The following is an 18,074-nucleotide window of genomic DNA, read 5'->3' on the forward strand; positions in this document are numbered from 1 at the left end:
CGGCTTTCAGTTTCGCCTGTCTTGGTTAAAGAGGTCTCAACGAGGGAAACAATGGTAGGCAAAAAGAAGCCTCTCGTGGTCATCACGCGAAAGCTGCCCGACCCGGTCGAGACCCGCATGCGCGAGCTGTTCGACGCAAGGCTGAACGTCGAGGACAGGCCGATGACGCAGCCGGAACTGGTCGCCGCGGTCAAGGAAGCCGACGTGCTGGTGCCGACCGTGACCGACCAGATCGACGCCGCACTGATTGCCCAGGCCGGCGACAATCTCAAGCTGATCGCCAATTTCGGCAACGGTGTCGACAAGATCGACGTGGCGGCGGCGGCCAAGAGGGGCATCACCGTCACCAACACGCCCAACGTGCTCACCGAAGATACCGCCGACATGACCATGGCGTTGATGCTGGCGGTGCCGCGCCGGCTGGCGGAAGGCGCCAGTGTGCTCACGGGCGACAAGAAATGGGCCGGCTGGTCGCCGACCTGGATGCTTGGCCGGCGCATCTGGGGCAAGCGGCTCGGCATTGTCGGCATGGGCCGCATCGGCACCGCCGTTGCCAGGCGAGCCAAGGCTTTCGGCCTGTCCATTCACTATCACAACCGGCATCGTGTGCTGCCGGCGGTCGAGGATGGGCTGGAGGCGACCTATTGGGAAAGTCTCGACCAGATGCTGGCCCGCATGGACATCATCTCGGTGAATTGTCCCTCGACACCCGCTACCTTTCATCTTCTGTCGGCGCGGCGGCTCGCGTTGCTGCAGCCCACCGCCTATATCGTCAACACTGCCCGCGGCGACATCATCGACGAAGAAGCGCTGGTCAAGCTGATCCAGGACGGCAAGATCGCCGGCGCCGGCCTGGACGTTTACGAGCACGAACCGGCCCTGAACGGCAAGCTCTTGAAGCTGGCCGCCAGGAACAAGGTCGTGCTTCTGCCGCATATGGGCTCGGCCACGCTCGAGGGCCGCATCGACATGGGCGAGAAGGTCATCATCAATATCCGCGCCTTCGTCGATGGCCATCGCCCGCCGGACCGCGTGCTGCCGCTCAGGACCTGAAAACCTTCCAGGCGCCGGCTTTCATAAACCGAAGCTTACGAAATGGTCTTGCGCATGGTGATGGACGTCGGCCTGTCATAGCCCTCATGCGCCGTCCGTTCGGTTTCGCGAAAGCCGAGCCGGGCAAAGGCGGCATGATTTGCGGCCAGTTCGATCCTCGTCTCCAGTTCGATGTCGGCCTTGCCGCGGCTGCGGGCCAGATCTTCGGCCGCTTGCATCAGCCGCCGGCCAATGCCTTGCCCCTGCCGGTCCGGGGCGACGGCGAGCTTGCCGACATAAAGACCCTCGGCCTTTTCGAGAGCAAAAACGCAGCCCACGATCCTGTCGCCGTCGAGCGCCAGAAAGCCTGTCTCCCGCAAGGCTTTGGCGCGCAGTGCTTCGACTGTGAGCAGGTGAGCCGACGACGGCGGGTCGATGATGTCGTCCATGAAGGCGAAGGCATGCATGATCAGGGCAAGCACATCACCCCAGCGGCCGAAATCGGCGGGGATTTGCGTGATCGAAACAGGGGGTTGTTCCAAGATCAGCGTCTCTTGTAGCGGATGGTCTCGAAGCGGGCGGCGAGCGCATCGTAGAGCAGCAGCCGGCCGATCAGCGGCTCGCCTATGCCGGTGACCAGTTTGATCGCCTCCATCGCCTGCAACGTGCCGACGACCCCGGTCAGCGCGCCGAGCACTCCGGCCTCCGCACAGGACGGCACCAGGCCCGGCGGCGGGGCTTCGGGAAACAGATCCCGATAGCTCGGGTTCGGCTTGCCGTCCCTGCCGTCCTCGAAAGGCTTCAACACGGTGACCGAGCCATCGAAACGTCCGACGGCCGCATGCACCAGCGGCTTCCCTTCGCTGGCGCAGGCATCGGCAACCACATAACGCGTCTCGAAATTGTCGGACCCGTCGACGACGATATCGTACTTGGCGACGAGGGCAGGGGCGTTTTCCGCGGTGAGCCGGAATGTGTGCGTTTCGACCGATATGTTGGGATTGATGCGGGCGATCGCAGCGCCGGCGCTCTGGGTTTTCAGCATGCCGACCGTATCGGTGCCGTGAATGACCTGCCGTTGTAGGTTGGAGAGCGAAACAGTGTCGTCGTCGACAATGCCGAGCGTGCCGACACCGGCCGCGGCGAGATATTCAAGCACCGGCGCCCCGAGGCCGCCAGCGCCGATCACCAGCACCCGCGCCTGCTTGAGCTTCTGCTGGCCAGCGCCGCCGACCTCGGGCAGCACGATGTGGCGGGCATAGCGTTCGATCTCGTCGGCGGTGAGGGCGGTAGTCATGTCAGGACCATATAGCGGCCGAAAAATCTTGTCAGGGGTCTTCGGTTGGCCCAACCGTGCCATGGTCGACCGTCAGGAACTGAGCGCGGCCATGCAGGCTGGAAAACAGCGCCGCATCGGTACCCGTCATGAAAGCCTGGCAGTTCAGGTCTTCCAGGATCGAGAACAGTGCCGCGCGCCGGCCGCCATCGAGGTGCGCCGCGATCTCGTCGAGCAGCAGGATCGGCGTCAGGCCGGACATTTCGCCGGTCAGCCGGGCATGCGACAGCACGATGCCGACCAGCAACGCCTTCTGTTCGCCGGTCGAGCAGAGTTCGGCCGGCATTGCCTTGGGCCGGTGCCGGACCATGAGGTCCGAGCGGTGCGGGCCCTCGAGGGTACGTCCGGCGGCGCGGTCGCGGTCGCGGCCATCGGCAAGCGCCCGTCGGAACCGCTCCTCGACATCGACCGCCGGCGCACCGGCAATCTCGGCCTCCAATTCACCCGAAAGGCCGATATCGGCCCGCGGAAACGGTCCGGTGTCGGGCAGCCTGTCGATCATGGCCACCAGCAGGCGCACCAACTCGGCGCGCGCGGCCGCTATCGCCACGCCGGTCTCGGCCATCTGCGTCTCTATCGCCTCGAACCAGCTGGCATCCCGCGAGCCTTCCGTCAGCAAGCGGTTACGGCCTCGCATCGCCTTCTCGTAATCGAGTGCGCGCTGGCCATGGCCGGGATCGATCGCTAGCACCAGCCGGTCGAGAAAGCGCCGGCGATCCGCGGCCGGCCCGGTGAACAGCGAATCCATCGCCGGCGTCAGCCACACGACCCGCAGCCATTCCAGCATGTCCTCGGCCCGCGCCGCGGCTCCATTTATACGCACCCGCCTGCCGCTCTCCGCGGTGTCGCCCCCGGAAATGCCTGTACCGATCTCGACCTCGCCTTCAGGTCCGTCGAGCCGTGCATGCAGGGCAAAACCGCCATCGCCACCCTCACGGGCCACATCCCCGTAGGCTGCGCGGCGCAAGCCGCGTCCCGGTGTCAAAAAGGAGATCGCTTCGAGGAGATTGGTCTTACCGGCACCATTGTCGCCGGAAAAGACCACGGCGCCCGGCGCGACATCTATCGCAAGGGTCGCATAGTTGCGAAAATTGGTAAGCGTGAGCTTACTTATGTGGGTTTGTGCCGGCAACCGCTATCCGCCTGTAGAAGTCGCCGCAACCAAGGCCTAGTCGTATCGCCAGCGACGCCGCGCCGGCTATACCCGCATCGGCATCAGCACGTAAAGCGCGGTCTCATCGGCCATGTCGTGGATCAGCGTCGGCGAACCGGCATCGGCCAACATGAATTTGGCCTCCGTGCCGGTCAATTGCGCGGCGACATCGAGCAGGTATTTGGCGTTGAAGCCGATCTCGATCGGGTCGGCCGAATAGTCGGCCGCCAGTTCTTCCGTGGCGCTGCCTGAATCCGGATTGTTGACCGCAAGCGTCACCTGGCCTTCGCTGATCGAGAGCTTCACCGCGCGGCCGCGTTCGGAAGAGATGGTCGAGACCCGGTCGACCGCGGCGGCGAAGCTTTGGCGGTCGAGGATCAGCTTCTTGTCGTTGCCGGTCGGAATGACCCGCTGATAGTCCGGGAAGGTGCCGTCGATCAGCTTCGAGGTGAGGACGACGCTGCCGATGGTGAAGCGGATTTTGGTGTCGGACAGTTCGGTGGTCACGGCGACATCCGGATCGTCGACCAGTTTCTGCAACTCGCTCACTGTTTTGCGCGGAATGATGATGCCCGGCATGCCCTCGGAGCCGGCCGGCGCGTCAATCTCGGCGCGCGCCAGCCGATGGCCGTCGGTTGCCACCGAGCGCAGCTTCAGCTTGCCGCCGACTTCATGCGTGTGCAGGTAGATGCCGTTGAGATAGTAGCGTGTCTCCTCGGTGGAGATGGCGAACTGCGTCTTCTCGATCAGGCCCTTCAGCGCCACCGCATCGAGGCGGAAGATGTGCGAGAAGGATCCGGCCGAAAGCTCGGGAAAATCGGATTGCGGCAGGCACTGCAGGCGGAAGCTCGAGCGGCCCGACGTCACCGTCATGGCGTTGCCGTCCTCATCCGTCTTCAGCATTACCTCGGCGCCGTCGGAGAGCTTGCGCACGATGTCATAGAGCAGGTGCGCGGGGACCGTCGTCGCGCCGCCGCGCTCGACCTTGGCGGGCGTCGCTTCCGTCACCTCCAGATCGAGGTCGGTGGCCTTCATTTCGAGGCTGGCGCCGTCCGCGCTGAGAAGCACGTTCGACAGGATCGGTATGGTGTTGCGCCGTTCGACCACGCGGTGCACGTGGTTGAGCGACTTCAGGAGATTTGACCGTTCCAGGATAACACGCATGACGAAACAGGCTCGCTTGAATGAATGAACGGGTCTCCGGCTGCCGGCGCCCCGCGAAAGCTCTGAACAGGCTTCAGAATCTACGCAAACTGACAGGAAAAAACCAGTGAACGCAAGCCCGCGCCACCGGTTCGGGCCGGTTGCGCGGGCTTTCTGGGGATAAAGCTGGCCAACCCCGCAAGCGGGCGCTTTCCAGCCGGTCAGGCCTGGTCGTTGATCAGCCTTCTCAGCAATTCCAGTTCCTGCGCCAGCGTGTTGTCATTGCCGGAAAGGTCCTCGATCTTGCGCACGGCGTGCAGCACCGTCGTGTGATCGCGGCCACCGAAGCGCCGTCCGATTTCCGGCAGCGAGCGCGGCGTCATCACCTTCGACAGATACATGGCGACCTGTCGCGGCTTGACGATGGTGCGCGTGCGCCGATTGGACAGCAATTCCGTCTTCGAGACGTTGTAGTGACGCGCCACGATGCGCTGAATGTCCTCGATGCGGACCCGCTTCGGCTCGCCCGTGCGATAGATGTGGCCGAGGATCTCGTCGATGCGGTCGATGGTGATCTGCGGCTCGAACGACTGGCGAAACAGGAGCTGGTTGAAGGCGCCCTCCAGTTCACGTCCGCTGCCGGTCACGGTGCGGGCAACGTGGTTGAGGATCTCTTCGGAAATGCCCAGCGATGCATCGTCGATCCTGGCCGTGGCCAGACGCAGTTTGAGCATGCCGAGCCGCATGGCGAAATCGGGCGCCGACATTTCGAGCGCGACGCCGCCATTGAGACGCGAACGGACCCGCGGTTCGAGCGATTCCAGCTCCGACGGTGGCCGGTCGGCGGCAACGACGACCTGCTTGGCGCTGTCGAGCAGCATGTTGATCAGATGACAGAATTCATGCTGGATCGATTTGCCCTGCAGGAATTGCATGTCATCGATGATCAAGAGATCGATGTCGCGCAACTGCTCCTTGAGCGTCAGTGCGTTGTTGTCGCGGATCGCCGTGGCGAAGCGCCACATGAAATACTCCGCGGTGAGGTAGACGACGCGTGACTTCGGGTTCTGCTTCAGCGATTCCGCCGCGATGGCCTGCAGCAGGTGCGTCTTGCCGAGCCCGACGGTGGCATGCAGGAAAAGCGGGTTGAAGCGTACCGCGCTCGACTGCGATTCCGCCACGGCCTTGGCGGCGGCGAAGGCAACGCGGTTCGACGGTCCCTCGATGAAGGAGCCGAACGTGTAACGCGGATCAAGCGGTGATCCCAGGACATTGTGGCGGAACTCGCTCTCGACCGGCACGCCCGGACGCGGCATCGGAGACCGCTCCACCCTACTTGGACTGACGGTGCCGGCGGCCAGCGCCGTCTGCGTCTGCCGCGTCATCTTGCGGGCCGGCGCCAATTCCGGTTCGGGCTGGCCGCGCCCCTGACGGGTTGCGGTGCGCACGACGATTTCGATCTTGAGAAGCTCGGGATCCTCGTGCTTCCACAGCTCTGAAATGAGATCATGATAGTGGCCGTTGATCCACGAGCGCAGGAATGCGGTGGGCACGGAGATGCGGACAATGCCCTTGGACGCTTCCGCGACCTTCATGCGCCCAAACCAGCTGGAATAGACTTCGGTTCCCAGGCGCGCCTTCAACTGGGCCTTGACCCGGTCGAATTTCTGTTCCGCGTCGCTGGAGACCGCCATCTCGTTTGCTCCGATCAAAGTTCCAGGAAATGGGAGGTCGCCCGTAAGCTCCCTTTCGATGCCGCTCTGCATGATCGAGTTCCTTGCCTTTCTGTACCTGTTTTTCGCTGGGGATGCGCCTCCTGCATCCTTTTCCGGCGACCGTGTCTTCGCTACGATGCCCATTGCCGCCGCCGGCAATGAACGTCGCCCACTATCCGACGGGAACCGGTGCCGGCCCATGGAAGCCAGTCCGCGTTGGGTATGTCAGGGCAATACAACACCGTCCGGCGAAAGAGCGCCGGCGCGCCGTCCTACCTGCCATGTCTAGTTACGCCAGTCCCCTACCGTATCGAAAAAGAGCAAACCATACCCGTTCGCGGACTTGATCCACGTCGCAAATCCCGCCAATTTAAGCTGGCCGCGTAAGGCTAGGTTAAGGGCCAGAGGCCCGCCCCGTTCGATAGATCGACATTACCGAAATCGCTGTGGATAGGGCAAGGCCACGTCTAACGGATTTTTAAGGAATCTGGTTACCTCGGTCGGGTTGGAGCGCCATGCCGCAGCGGCATATTTTGACAAAGCCATTGGGATTCAAACCCTTTTCCGACGAATATGAAAAAGCCGGGCCGGCGCGAAATTTTCTGAAATAATTCACTTGACAGCCAGTTGTCCTCCCGTCCCTTCGGCGCGTTGTGGACAAGCTGTGGATGACTGTCGCTAACTGCTTGAAAGCAATTATCTATTTGTGCGGAGCGTAGTTTTTTCAGTCAGCGCTTTTCAAGCGTGCCGGTCATCAGCGGGCATGTATGTGCCGGCAAACCATTTCGAACTCGGGAACCTGCACTTGAGGCTGTCTGCGGCTATTCTTTTTAAGTACTTGCCGGCAAACGAAAAAACCCGGCGCGATCGGCCGGGTTCGAAGAAGATCGTCCTGAAAAGGCGATGTCAGGCCGACAGCACCTTGAGGCGCTGGGCGAGGCGCGACACCTTGCGGGACGCTGTGTTCTTGTGCATCACGCCCTTGGTTGCGGCGCGCATCAATTCCGGCTCGGCTGCCTTGAAGGCGGCCTGTGCGGCGGCCTTGTCGCCGGAGGCGAGTGCCTCTTCGACCTGGCGCACGTAGGTGCGGACGCGCGAGCGGCGGTTCTTGTTGATCGCTGCGCGGCGGGCGATCTTGCGCGTTGCCTTTTTGGCCGAGGATGTGTTGGCCATGATGCCTCTCTTCTGATCTGGTCGGCGCACGCGGCGTGCCGCAGGGCGCAAAAAACAAACGGGCAGCCACGGGGCCGCCTCGGTTGGTGCGGCTTATAGTTCAGCTTTTCCGGCGCGTCAACGCCGACTGGCGTTCTTTTTGCTGATGCCACGGGTTTCGGATGCTGGCCCGCCACGTCCTACCGGTTGGTGAAATTCGGCTTCCGTTTTTCGGCGAACGCCGCCATCCCTTCCTTCTGGTCTTCGAGCGCGAAAAGCGAGTGGAACAGGCGGCGTTCGAAGCGCAATCCCTCGGCAAGCGTCGTCTCATAGGCCCGGTTCACCGCTTCCTTGGCCATCATCACCGATGGCAGCGAGAAATCCGCGATTTTGGCCGCCGCCTTGACGGCCTCTTCGACCAGTTCGGCGGCCGGAACGACCCGCGACACCAGGCCCGAACGTTCGGCCTCGGCGGCATCCATCATCCGTCCCGTCAGGCACATGTCCATTGCTTTCGATTTACCGACGAACCGGGTCAGGCGTTGCGACCCGCCCATGCCGGGAATGACACCGAGCGTGATCTCGGGCTGGCCGAATTTGGCCGTGTCGGCGGCGATGATGAAGTCGCACATCATGGCGAGTTCGCAGCCGCCTCCCAGGGCATAGCCGGCCACCGCCGCGATGATCGGCTTTCGTGCCCGCGTGAACTCTTCCCAGCCAACGAAGAAGTCCTGGCTGTAGGCATCGGCGTAGGAGATCGCCTGCATTTCCTTGATGTCGGCACCGGCGGCGAAGGCCTTGTCGGAACCGGTAACAACCACGGCGCCGATGCCAGGATCGGCGCAGAAACCGTTCACGGCCGAGACGAGTTCAGCAAGGATCCGGGAATTCAACGCATTGAGCGCCTTTGGCCGGTTCAGCGTGATCAGCCCGACCTTGCCACGCGTCTCGGTGATGATCGTCTCATAGTCCATGGGCTGCTTCTCCTTGCTCGACGGCGGTCTAGCCTACCTCTGACAGGTCCGGCAATAGAAGGTCGAGCGTCCGCTCTGCACGATACGTTCGACATGGCCGCGGCAGCCGGGCTTGGGGCAAGGCTCACCCTCGCGGTCGTACACGGCGAAGGAATGCTGGAAATAGCCCAGCGACCCATCGGTGTGCACATAGTCGCGCAGTGAAGACCCGCCGGCCGCGATGGCGTCCGCGACGACCGAACGGATTGCCTCGGCGAGGCCTTCGCTTTGTTCCCTAGCCTTCTTGCCTGGCTTGGCGATGGTGCCTGCCTCGCGCAGGGGTGATAGGCCTGCGCGCCAGAGCGCCTCCGAGACGTATATATTGCCCAAGCCGGCGATCAGCCTCTGGTCGAGAAGCGCTGCCTTGAGCGGCGCTCTGCGGCCTTTCAGCAGCGAGGCAAGCAGACCGCCGTCCAGCGCATTGCCGGTGGGCTCGACACCCAGCCCGCCCAGCATCGGATGCGTCTCCGGCGGCTCTTCCGCAAACAGCATGAAACCGAAGCGGCGCGGGTCGTTGAAGATCACCCGGGAGCGCGCGCCGGCCGCGGAAACGACATGGAACACGACATGATCGTGCGCCGCGCTCTTCGAACGCTCATGATGGAATACGCCCGGTGTCTCGTCGTCGTCGCCGGTCTCGATGCGAAAGGAGCCCGACATGCCGAGGTGGCAGATCAGAACCGGACCACCTTGCATATGCATGGTCAGATATTTGGCGCGGCGGCCAAGCGCCGTGACCGTCCTGCCTGTCAGCCGCTCCGAGAACCGTTCGGGAAAGGGGAAGCGCAGATCGGGTCGTCTCATCTCGACCTTGGCCAGATGGGCACCTTCCAGGACCGGCTGCAGGCCGCGCCGGACCGTTTCGACTTCGGGCAATTCAGGCATGGCCGCCAATCGTGGCGTGGAAGGACGTGCCGTTACGGCCGCGCGCCAGCCGCAGATGTTCGGCAACCGTCTCGCCGATATCGGCGAATGTCGCCCTCAGCCCTATGTCGCCGCCTTTGAGGCCGGGTCCAGTGCCGATGACCGGAATGCGTTCGCGCGTATGATCGGTGCCGCGCCAGGTCGGATCGTTGCCGTGGTCGGCGGTCAGGATGAGAAGGTCGCCCTGCTTCAGCTTCGCAAACGCCTCCGGCAGACGCCGGTCGAAGGCCTCGAGTGCGGCGGCATAACCGGCGACGTCGCGGCGATGGCCGAATTCGGTGTCGAAATCGACGAAATTGGCGAACACGAGGTCACCGTCGCCGGCCTCGTCCATGGCGCCCAGCGCCTGGTCGAACATGGCCATGTTGCCCGCCGCCTTGCGCACCTGCGAAATCCCGCGATGGGCGAAGATGTCGCCGATCTTGCCGACGGCGATGACGCGGCTGCCGCGCGCCGTCAGCCGGTCGAGCAATGTCGCTTCGGGTGGCGGCACGGCGTAGTCGTGGCGGTTGTAGGTTCGCTCGAAGGTGGCTGACGTCTCGCCTACGAAGGGGCGGGCGATCACCCGTCCGATCCTCAGCGGGTCAACCAGCCGTCGCACCACCTGGCACAATTCATAAAGCCGCTCCAGGCCGAAATGGACCTCATGCGCGGCGATCTGCAGGACGGAATCGACCGACGTGTAGCAGATCGGCTTGCCCGTGCGGATGTGTTCCTCGCCGAACCGCTCGATGATCTCGGTGCCTGGCGCATGGCAATTGCCGAGGATGCCTGAAACCTTGCCCTCGCGGATGATCGCCTCGGTCAGGTCGGCCGGAAAGGCGGGAACCGTATCCGGGAAATAACCCCAGTCGAAGCGTACTGGCAGGCCTGCGATCTCCCAGTGGCCGGAAGGCGTGTCCTTGCCGCTCGAAATCTCCTGCGCCGCGCCATGGAAGGCATTGGCGAGCAGGTCCGTCCCGAAATGAGCAAAACCCAGTCCTGTCGCCGTCTCGGCCGCCTTGCCAAGTCCCAGCGATGCCATGTGGGGGACGAACAGTGGTCCCTGACGAAGCCCGTCGCGATCGGCGCGCTCTTCCGCGCAAGCTTCGGCGATGTGCGCCAGCGTGTTTGCACCGGCGTCGTCATAACGTTCTGCGTCGGCCGCGCCGCCGATGCCGAAGGAATCCAGGACAAAGAGGAATGCACGCGCCATCGGGTCATTTGTTGCCAGTGTGGACCTCAAGACATAGGGTTCCACGGCGGCCTTGGCAATTCGGAAACCAAACGGCAATACAGGCACAAAGATCAGGTGTCGCGACCAGTTGGGCGCCCACGGACAAACAAGAGGCAAGGCGGTCCTGTCATGAAGGCTGCGCTCAAGACATGGACTGCCCTCATGGCTGTGAACGGTGCGTTCTGTTGTGGACCGGCGTGGGCAGACTGGCGCGACGATATCGGCACATTTCGCATCGGTATCGTCGCCGAACCCGGCGCCGGCAATACCGTTCCGGGGCTGGCCGTGCTGACGCAAGCCTTTACCAATGCGCTCGGCATGAAGGTGGAATTCGTCGTTGCCCGCGATTACGCGGCACTGATCGAGGCACAGGCCAATGCGCGGATCGAATACGCCATCTATTCGGCGACCGCCTACGCCGCGGCGCTGCAACGCTGCGAATGCGTCGAGCCGCTCGTAGCTCCGGTCGATTCAAACGGTGCGGCCGGCATCCGCTCGGTACTGCTGACCAGGGACGGCAAATTGCCCGGCCTGGCTGACATGGAGACCCGCCGGATCGCCATGCCGCCGCCGGACAGCGTCGGCGGTTCGCTTTTGCCGCTGGCGGGCTTGGCCGCCGAACATGTCAGGATCGCCGAAGACGCACCATTCCTTGTCCATGCCCCGTCGGCGTCGGCGGCTGAAACCATGCTCGTCGACGGCGAGGCCGACGCCATGTTCGGCTGGGTGAAGGCAGCGGCCGATGGTCAGCCGCGACTGCCTGGGGGCACGCAGGCAAGGCTCGAGGCATCAGACCTTTCGGCGTCGGCCCTTCAGGTCGTGTGGACGTCGGGTCTGCTGAGATACGGTCCCCATGCGGTGCGCGGCGACCTCGATCCGGAAGCCAAGCGTCGGCTGACCGTGTTCCTCACCAACCTTAAATCGACGACGCCGGATGTCTACGACCTTCTGGAGCCGAAGCATGCTGGCGGCTTCATGCCCGTGGCTCCCAAGGACTATGCGGCGGCGGAGGCCATCGTGCGGATGGTATCAGTCGATGGGCGGCAACAAGTCCTTCAGCAATCGCTGCAAGGGATCGTGACGCTTCTGCGGGGACGCAGATAATAGGTTTCGCCCATCGTCATGCCTTTGGCGAGCGTCTCGACAAACCCGAGCTTCTGTTGGCTGTCGGTCGTCCAGCTGATGATCGGCTTATAGGCCAGGGTGCTGTCGACGCGGACGAGGAAGGTTCCGGGGACCCTGAGGCTTGCCGGAACCGTGGTGGCGGTGCCGGCGGTGGCCCCGACGCCGTTCACACCGTTGACCACCTTGCGCGACCACACCACCAGGACCTGCGGCGTGGCATCGGTGGTGACCTGTATGGCCGTGATGGTGATGTCCGGCACGGAGCGGTTATAGGGTTGAAGGGTCAAGGTGCCGATCTTCATGATGGCATCGAGGTCCACTTTGGCGATGGTCGGCTGTTGTGTGACGAGATCGGCGACCATGCTGCCGACACGGCTGACCTTCTTGCTCGTCTCGATGGCCTGCGAAGCCTCCATGGTCATGAAATACATGACCAGCAGGATAGGCGCGATAAGCGCGAACTCGACCGCCGCGACGCCACGACGATTGGACCAGAACCGGATTGATTTGCCCCAGAGCATTGATTTGCCCCAGAGCCCAGCAATTCCCTGATGTGCCCCCGCACGCATCATATTCACTGCCTTTTTTCTTGTTGTTGCTTCGGTGATTGTCTCAATTGTCGAACGGCTCGTTCTGCCAGGTCACCGAAGCGAAATGCAGCGTTTTGTTGCCGCCCATCGACTGCGCCATCAGGTTGGTCATGATGGGCCATTTGTAGAAAACCCGCAGCATGTTCCTTGACTCCGCCGCACCCGCCGTGACGGTAAAGGGCACATCGGCGCCGCTATTCGTCAGCTGGATGTTACCGCCCTGAATCCTGAAGCCGGCCTGGGCCGCGTCGGCGAAAGCCGTGTACTGGCGAAGATCGACGCTCAACTGATTGGGGCAATCCTGCGAAACGATGATTTCCAGCTTGCCGCAGATCATGTTCTTCAAATTGTCTCCGGCGACGTCAGCGGCCCTCAACTGGCCGGTGCGCAGCCGGCGCGCGACATCGTCTGTAATGTTGGCCATCACCTCCTGGCTGGCAAACGAGATGCAGCTTTCGAGGATGGCGAAGACGAGAAGCGCGAACGGCATCGCAAGCAGCGCGAACTCCAGCGCCGTGGCGCCGCGCCGGTCGCGCACGAAGCGCTGGAAAGGCCTGGCGCGCTCGATCTTGCGTTGATCTGTCGAGCCGATTTCCTTGCTCATGCGATGTTCCTGCCATCCTGGACGGTGCTGACAGGTGTATTAGTGCAAACCAATTGAGGTCCGGTTTGAATGATCGTTAAACTCGGCGCAGGCGCTTTAACCAGGCAGTAACCTGGGCGCTGGCACGGCCCCCATGGCTTATTTGCTGACGCTCATCTCGGCTTCGGACGATTTCTCCGCGTCGCTCTTGTAGGAGCTTTCGCAATAGGGCGTGCACGACATGGTCTGGACCTCCGCGCGCCGGTAAATGCGAACCGACGAGGCCGCCTGGCGGACCACGGTAACCTGTGCGTCGACGATCGGGCTGCCCTCTGGGTCGAGAACGACGAGATTGGTGACACCGAAACCCTTGCCGGTGAGCACGATCGTCGAGGCATCCTGGACGGAGGCGTCGGCGATTGCCGGGTTGCCCACGACGATCGTATCGGCGGGGCGCGACAATTTCACGATCTTGGCCTGGTTCATGGTGACCTCGATCCCGGCGCCGGCCCTGGCGGGCGCGGTCAAGCTGGCGGCAAGAAGCACGGCAATCAGAATTGAGGATCTCGGCACGGCCATCACGGCGCTCCACGCAAGCGGACTGTTCAACAGAACATGAACGAGATTGGTGAACCAACGGTTAAGTTGACTTGTTGCGCCCGGATATGGCGGTCGGCATGGCCGAGCGCACCATTGGACTCGTGCAGGCGTCGCAAGCCTGCCCAAGCCCTTGCCGTTTGCGGCGTCGACCTGCAAAACAGAACGCTTAGTGTGGAGTTAACCACGCAACATGTTCTAGCCGGGAAAGGAATCGGTAAGGCTGTTTATTAAGCCGATCGAAAGAGCTTCTCCCTAGATTTGCAGCATCCGATCAACCATCACAGAAGTTGACGGAAGTGCTGTAACACGTGGAGTAGGAGCTCTCGAATGTCTAATCTCATCGCACGTTTCGTGAAAGACGAATCCGGCGCGACCGCCATCGAATATGGTCTGATCGCCGCTCTCATCGCGCTCGCCATCATCACCGGCGCAGGCGCGCTCGGCAATGCCATCAACGCCAAGTTCACGACCATCGGTACAACGCTGAACAGCAGCGGCAGCTGATCTGCTTATTTGCTGATCACCTGGATTGCATTCTGGACAGGGGTCGCCACATTGCGGCCCCTGTTTCTCTGTGACCGGTCCAGAGTGCTGCCGACAACGACCGTCTTTTCATGCGGACCTCATCAATCGTTAATCGAACCGACCTAGATTGAGTATCCTGGAAATCCGCACAATAGGCATAAGCGCCGATGCTTGAGGCCCTGATTTTCGTCGTCTTCCCGTTCTGCATGCTGTTTGCCGCGATCTCCGACATGCTGTCGATGACGATCGCCAATCGCGTGCCGGTTCTGCTTGTCGTCGTCTTCGCGCTGGTGGCGCCGCTGACGGGCATGGACTGGGCAGCCTATGGCGGACATTTCGCCGCCGGCGCCATCGTCCTTGCCGTGACGTTCGGCCTGTTCGCCTTGGGTGGCATGGGCGGCGGCGACGCCAAACTGCTGGCCGCCACGGCCGTGTGGATGGGGCTCAACGTGCATCTCGTCGAATATCTTGTCGTCTCGACATTCATCGGCGGCCTTCTGACAATCGCCATCCTGCTTTACCGGAAGTCGACGCTGGCGGTTTTCACCGGCCGCAATCCATTCCTGCGTCATTTCGCCGAAGAGTCGGCCGGTGTTCCCTATGGGATCGCGCTCGGCCTGGGCGGACTGCTGACCTTCCCCGATTCCCCCATGATGGTATGGGCGCTGGCAAGGCTGGCGAACTGAATTCATCAATTTTTCGTCGGCTGGCATGCCTTGCAAGCCGTCTTGCGGAGCGGCGGCCCAGCATTTCCACGCATCTCGGCGCGATCCATCCAATTTATGTAAACCTTAAATTAATCACGATCGTAAGCATTGCATTAACCTTGTTTTGACGATTGCCGCTGCAAAGTCCGGCTTGGCTAGGTGGTTTGCCAAGGGCGAGGGTTCGGACAGATGCCAGCATCCCGATTGATTATTCTGAGCGTGGCGGTGGCCGCGGCGGGCGGTGCTGGCTATGTCGCAAAAAACATGGTCGCTCCGCCGCCTCAGATCGTCGTCGATTCTGGCCCCCAGGCCCCGGCGGTATCCCTGCAGGATGTGCTCGTGCTGTCGGGTGATGTCGCGATGGGCAACGCGCTCCAGAACAGCATCGCCTGGCAATCCTGGCCCGCTGACGGCATCAACGCGAATTTCATCACCAAGGCCACCGCTCCCGATGCCCTGGAGAAGCTGAAAGGGTCGATTGCCCGTGTGCCGATGTATGCGGGCGAGCCCGTGCGGCGCTCCAAGCTGATCGGAGAGGGGCAAAGCTTCATGTCGTCCATCCTGCCTTCCGGCATGCGGGCGGTCGCCACGACCATATCGGCCGACACCTCGGCCGGCGGCTTCATTCTTCCAAACGATTTCGTCGACGTCATCATGACCCGCAGGGCCGATGCCAACACCGGGGCCGGCTTCAGCACCGAGACCATCCTGAAGAATATCCGCGTCCTGGCAATCGATCAGACCATCCAGGAAGACGAGGAAGGCAAGAAGACCAGGGTAGGCCAGACCGCCACGCTGGAGCTGACACCCAAACAGGCGGAGATCATCACCGTTGCCCAGCAGATGGCGGATCGCCTGACGCTGGCGCTGCGGGCGATCACGGACACCCAGGAAAAGAATGTGGACGAGGCCGACTATCTCGTTTCCGGCAATGGTCGCAGGGGAACGGTGAGGCTGATCAAGTCGGGCGAAGTCTCCGAGGTAGGGGCAAGGAAATGAGGCTAAGCGCTAAACTGCCGGCAATCGTAGCCATGGCATTCGGCCTGCTGCTCGTCGGAGCGAATGTGCAGGGCGTCGAGGCGAAGAGCACGCAGGTGTCGGCCACGACAGCCACCCAGCGCGTCAAGCTTGGCCTCAACAAGTCGGTGGTCATCGACCTGCCGAGCGATGCCTATGACATTCTTGTCGCCAATCCCTCCGTTGCCGACGCCGTGACCCGTACCGCAAGGCGTATCTATCTCTTTGGCAAGTCGGTCGGCGAAACCAACATCTTCGTCTTTGGACCGAACGGCGAACAGATCGCCAGCCTGGACCTGGCCATCGAGCGCGACGTCGCCGGCCTGGAAGACTATATCAAGCGCTTCCTTCCGACCTCGGCCGTCAAAGTGGAACTGCTCAACGACAACGTGGTTCTGACCGGCACCGTGGATACCCCCTTGGATGCCAAGCGTGCCGAACAGCTGGCAAATATGTTTGTGTCCGGCGGTGAAGCGACGACGGGACAATATTCGCAGACCGCCGCTGGCGGCTCGGCCCAGAGCGGTGTCGACATCAACAATCCGGACCAGGAGCGCCGCGTCAGCCAGATCGTCAATCTGCTGCAGATCATCGGAGATGATCAGGTCACGCTGAAGGTGACGGTGGCCGAAGTCAGCCGTTCCGTGATGAAGCAGCTCGGCGTCAATATGGTCGGCAGTGGCGGCAGCAACGGCATCAGCTATGGAGCGATTAGCGACAATTTCACCGGACTCGGTAAGCAGCTGTCGAATTCGGGGTTCAATATAGGCGCCTCGGGGCTGCAAGCCTATGTCAATGCCATGGAGCAGTCCGGGGTCATGAAGACCTTGGCCGAGCCCACCTTGACTGCCGTATCCGGCGAGAAGGCAACCTTCAAGGTCGGCGGTGAATACAACATGGTGAGCGGCGTCACGGCGAACGTGTCGACCGACAACCAGACTGGCCTGAAGAACTATACCATCGACAAGATCGAATATGGCATCGGCCTGGAGTTCCAGCCGGTGGTGCTGTCTCCCGGTCGCATCAGCCTGAAAGTCAGAACGTCGGTTTCCGAGCCGACCACCGAAGGGTCCGTTTCGCTGTCCTCGGGTGTGACAAGTCCCGGCACGAATGTCCTGTCTCTGCGCAAGCGTCTTGCCGATACGACGGTGGAACTGCCCTCCGGCGGCTCCATGATGATCGCCGGCCTTGTTCGCGACGATGTCAGGCAAGCCGTCAACGGCTTGCCTGGACTGACAAAGATCCCGGTGCTCGGCGCGCTCTTCCGCAGCAGGGATTTCGTGCGCAACGAGACCGAGCTCGTCATCATCATTACGCCCTATCTGGTGAAGCCGGTGGCGCGCAATGAACTCGCCAAGCCGGACGACAATTTCAACCCTCCAAGCGACGGGGCCGGCATGTTCCTTGGGCGTGTCAATCGCGTCTACGGCACCATGCAGACCGACAGGCCCAACGGCCGCTATCATGGCGTTGTCGGCTTCATCTACAAGTGAACGGGAAAGCGGACATGTCTCAGTCAGTATTGAAGGCAAAGACCATGGCGATGCGCTCCGGCCGTTCTCGGACAGGCCTGCGGGTCCTTCCGATCCTCGCGGCAGCGTTGACGGCTCTCCTGGCCGGTTGCGCCCACCGCGACAGCATTACCGTCGGCGCCATCCCCGACGACTATCGCACCAATCATCCGATCGTCATCGCGGAGAAGAACCAGAAGATCGATCTTCCCGTTGGCGCCGGCGACCGTGGCATGACCGGCGCGCAGCGCGACACGCTTCTGGGGTTCCTCGACGGCTACGACAAGAGCGCCGCTCCGACATTGACGATCCAGGTTCCAAGCGGATCCGCCAATGAGCTTGCCGCCACGGCGGCCGGCCGCGATTTCGCCCGGCTCGCGGCCGCCGCCGGTATCAAGCGCAACCGGATCGTCGTGGTCTCCTATCAGGCTGGATCGAGCGAGGCATCAGCCCCGGTTCGCGTCTCCTATATCGCGGTGAGGGCACAGACCGACAAATGCGGACGTTGGCCCGATGACCTGGTGGAAACGTCGGAAAACAAGCACTACGCCGATTTCGGCTGCTCCTATCAGAACAATCTGGCCGCCCAGATGGCCAATCCGGCCGACCTTCTCGGGCCGCGCAAGTCTACCACCATTGATGCGGCAAATCGCAGCAAAGCCATCGGTGTCTACCAAGACAGGGGCATTTCGGATGAATTCCTCGGCAACTCGGAAGTGACTTACTAAGCCG

19 protein-coding genes are annotated in these 18,074 nt (G+C 62.3%); 7 read left to right on the forward strand and 12 right to left on the reverse strand.

Features of this window, described 5'->3' with window-relative positions:
* The first annotated feature begins 51 nt into the window (after positions 1 to 51).
* A complete protein-coding gene (locus tag FJ936_RS02930; RefSeq protein ID WP_140660652.1) occupies positions 52 to 1,053 on the forward strand; it encodes a D-glycerate dehydrogenase in 1,002 nt (333 codons plus the stop codon).
* Positions 1,054 to 1,088: 35 nt separating this feature from the next.
* On the opposite strand, the gene FJ936_RS02935 is transcribed toward FJ936_RS02930, so the two are convergent.
* The 9 genes from FJ936_RS02935 to FJ936_RS02975 all read right to left on the reverse strand — a co-directional run bounded on the left by FJ936_RS02935 (position 1,089) and on the right by FJ936_RS02975 (position 10,663).
* On the reverse strand, positions 1,089 to 1,574 hold the full coding sequence (locus FJ936_RS02935; protein WP_181171000.1) for a GNAT family N-acetyltransferase: 486 nt from the start codon (positions 1,572 to 1,574) through the stop codon (positions 1,089 to 1,091).
* Between the two features lie 2 nt (positions 1,575 to 1,576).
* The gene (locus FJ936_RS02940) at positions 1,577 to 2,329 is read right to left on the reverse strand and encodes a molybdopterin-synthase adenylyltransferase MoeB (RefSeq protein ID WP_015313990.1); all 753 of its coding nucleotides are present in this window, start codon (positions 2,327 to 2,329) and stop codon (positions 1,577 to 1,579) included.
* Positions 2,330 to 2,360: 31 nt separating this feature from the next.
* Positions 2,361 to 3,500, reverse strand: coding sequence for a DNA replication/repair protein RecF (gene recF, locus FJ936_RS02945; protein WP_015313989.1), 1,140 nt, complete (start codon positions 3,498 to 3,500; stop codon positions 2,361 to 2,363).
* A 66-nt stretch (positions 3,501 to 3,566) separates the two neighbouring features.
* On the reverse strand, positions 3,567 to 4,685 hold the full coding sequence (dnaN, locus tag FJ936_RS02950; protein WP_015313988.1) for a DNA polymerase III subunit beta: 1,119 nt from the start codon (positions 4,683 to 4,685) through the stop codon (positions 3,567 to 3,569).
* A 200-nt stretch (positions 4,686 to 4,885) separates the two neighbouring features.
* Positions 4,886 to 6,430 carry a chromosomal replication initiator protein DnaA gene (gene dnaA, locus FJ936_RS02955; RefSeq protein ID WP_015313987.1) on the reverse strand — a complete coding sequence of 515 codons (1,545 nt, stop codon included), beginning with the start codon at positions 6,428 to 6,430 and terminating at the stop codon, positions 4,886 to 4,888.
* A gap of 855 nt (positions 6,431 to 7,285) precedes the next feature.
* Positions 7,286 to 7,552 (reverse strand): 30S ribosomal protein S20, encoded by a 267-nt coding sequence (gene rpsT, locus FJ936_RS02960; RefSeq protein WP_015319343.1) that lies wholly within the window; start codon positions 7,550 to 7,552, stop codon positions 7,286 to 7,288.
* A 179-nt stretch (positions 7,553 to 7,731) separates the two neighbouring features.
* The gene (locus tag FJ936_RS02965; protein ID WP_015319342.1) at positions 7,732 to 8,505 is read right to left on the reverse strand and encodes an enoyl-CoA hydratase; all 774 of its coding nucleotides are present in this window, start codon (positions 8,503 to 8,505) and stop codon (positions 7,732 to 7,734) included.
* 33 nt (positions 8,506 to 8,538) lie between these two features.
* Complete coding sequence (gene mutM / locus FJ936_RS02970; RefSeq protein ID WP_140787148.1) at positions 8,539 to 9,429, reverse strand: bifunctional DNA-formamidopyrimidine glycosylase/DNA-(apurinic or apyrimidinic site) lyase; 891 nt, start codon at positions 9,427 to 9,429, stop codon at positions 8,539 to 8,541.
* Positions 9,422 to 10,663: a phosphopentomutase gene (locus FJ936_RS02975; RefSeq protein ID WP_140787150.1), complete on the reverse strand. Its 1,242-nt coding sequence runs from the start codon at positions 10,661 to 10,663 to the stop codon at positions 9,422 to 9,424. The genes mutM and FJ936_RS02975 overlap by 8 nt, the downstream gene beginning before the upstream one ends.
* Before the next feature lie 150 nt (positions 10,664 to 10,813).
* Here FJ936_RS02975 and FJ936_RS02980 point away from each other — a divergent pair, with 150 nt between their 5' ends.
* A complete protein-coding gene (locus FJ936_RS02980; RefSeq protein ID WP_015319339.1) occupies positions 10,814 to 11,788 on the forward strand; it encodes a phosphate/phosphite/phosphonate ABC transporter substrate-binding protein in 975 nt (324 codons plus the stop codon).
* Here FJ936_RS02980 and FJ936_RS02985 read toward each other — a convergent pair.
* The 3 genes from FJ936_RS02985 to FJ936_RS02995 form a co-directional block, all read right to left on the reverse strand.
* Entirely contained in the window at positions 11,740 to 12,381 is a 642-nt protein-coding gene (locus tag FJ936_RS02985; RefSeq protein ID WP_140660893.1) for a TadE/TadG family type IV pilus assembly protein, read from the reverse strand. The genes FJ936_RS02980 and FJ936_RS02985 overlap by 49 nt on opposite strands.
* Before the next feature lie 40 nt (positions 12,382 to 12,421).
* Positions 12,422 to 13,003, reverse strand: a complete 582-nt coding sequence (locus FJ936_RS02990) for a TadE/TadG family type IV pilus assembly protein (RefSeq protein WP_015319337.1) — start codon at positions 13,001 to 13,003, stop codon at positions 12,422 to 12,424.
* A gap of 138 nt (positions 13,004 to 13,141) precedes the next feature.
* Entirely contained in the window at positions 13,142 to 13,561 is a 420-nt protein-coding gene (locus tag FJ936_RS02995) for a pilus assembly protein N-terminal domain-containing protein (protein ID WP_140660658.1), read from the reverse strand.
* 348 nt (positions 13,562 to 13,909) lie between these two features.
* Here FJ936_RS02995 and FJ936_RS03000 point away from each other — a divergent pair, with 348 nt between their 5' ends.
* The 5 genes from FJ936_RS03000 to FJ936_RS03020 all read left to right on the forward strand — a co-directional run bounded on the left by FJ936_RS03000 (position 13,910) and on the right by FJ936_RS03020 (position 18,070).
* On the forward strand, positions 13,910 to 14,086 hold the full coding sequence (locus tag FJ936_RS03000) for a Flp family type IVb pilin (protein ID WP_140614764.1): 177 nt from the start codon (positions 13,910 to 13,912) through the stop codon (positions 14,084 to 14,086).
* Positions 14,087 to 14,274: 188 nt separating this feature from the next.
* Positions 14,275 to 14,793: a prepilin peptidase gene (locus FJ936_RS03005; protein WP_015319334.1), complete on the forward strand. Its 519-nt coding sequence runs from the start codon at positions 14,275 to 14,277 to the stop codon at positions 14,791 to 14,793.
* Between the two features lie 210 nt (positions 14,794 to 15,003).
* A complete protein-coding gene (cpaB, locus tag FJ936_RS03010; protein WP_140614762.1) occupies positions 15,004 to 15,813 on the forward strand; it encodes a Flp pilus assembly protein CpaB in 810 nt (269 codons plus the stop codon).
* Positions 15,810 to 17,324, forward strand: coding sequence for a type II and III secretion system protein family protein (locus FJ936_RS03015; RefSeq protein ID WP_140614761.1), 1,515 nt, complete (start codon positions 15,810 to 15,812; stop codon positions 17,322 to 17,324). The genes cpaB and FJ936_RS03015 overlap by 4 nt, the downstream gene beginning before the upstream one ends.
* Positions 17,325 to 17,338: 14 nt before the next feature.
* Positions 17,339 to 18,070 (forward strand): CpaD family pilus assembly protein, encoded by a 732-nt coding sequence (locus tag FJ936_RS03020; protein WP_140787152.1) that lies wholly within the window; start codon positions 17,339 to 17,341, stop codon positions 18,068 to 18,070.
* Positions 18,071 to 18,074 lie beyond the last annotated feature (4 nt).

This window comes from Mesorhizobium sp. B2-4-13 (genome assembly GCF_006658535.1).
Lineage (GTDB): Bacteria > Pseudomonadota > Alphaproteobacteria > Rhizobiales > Rhizobiaceae > Mesorhizobium > Mesorhizobium australicum.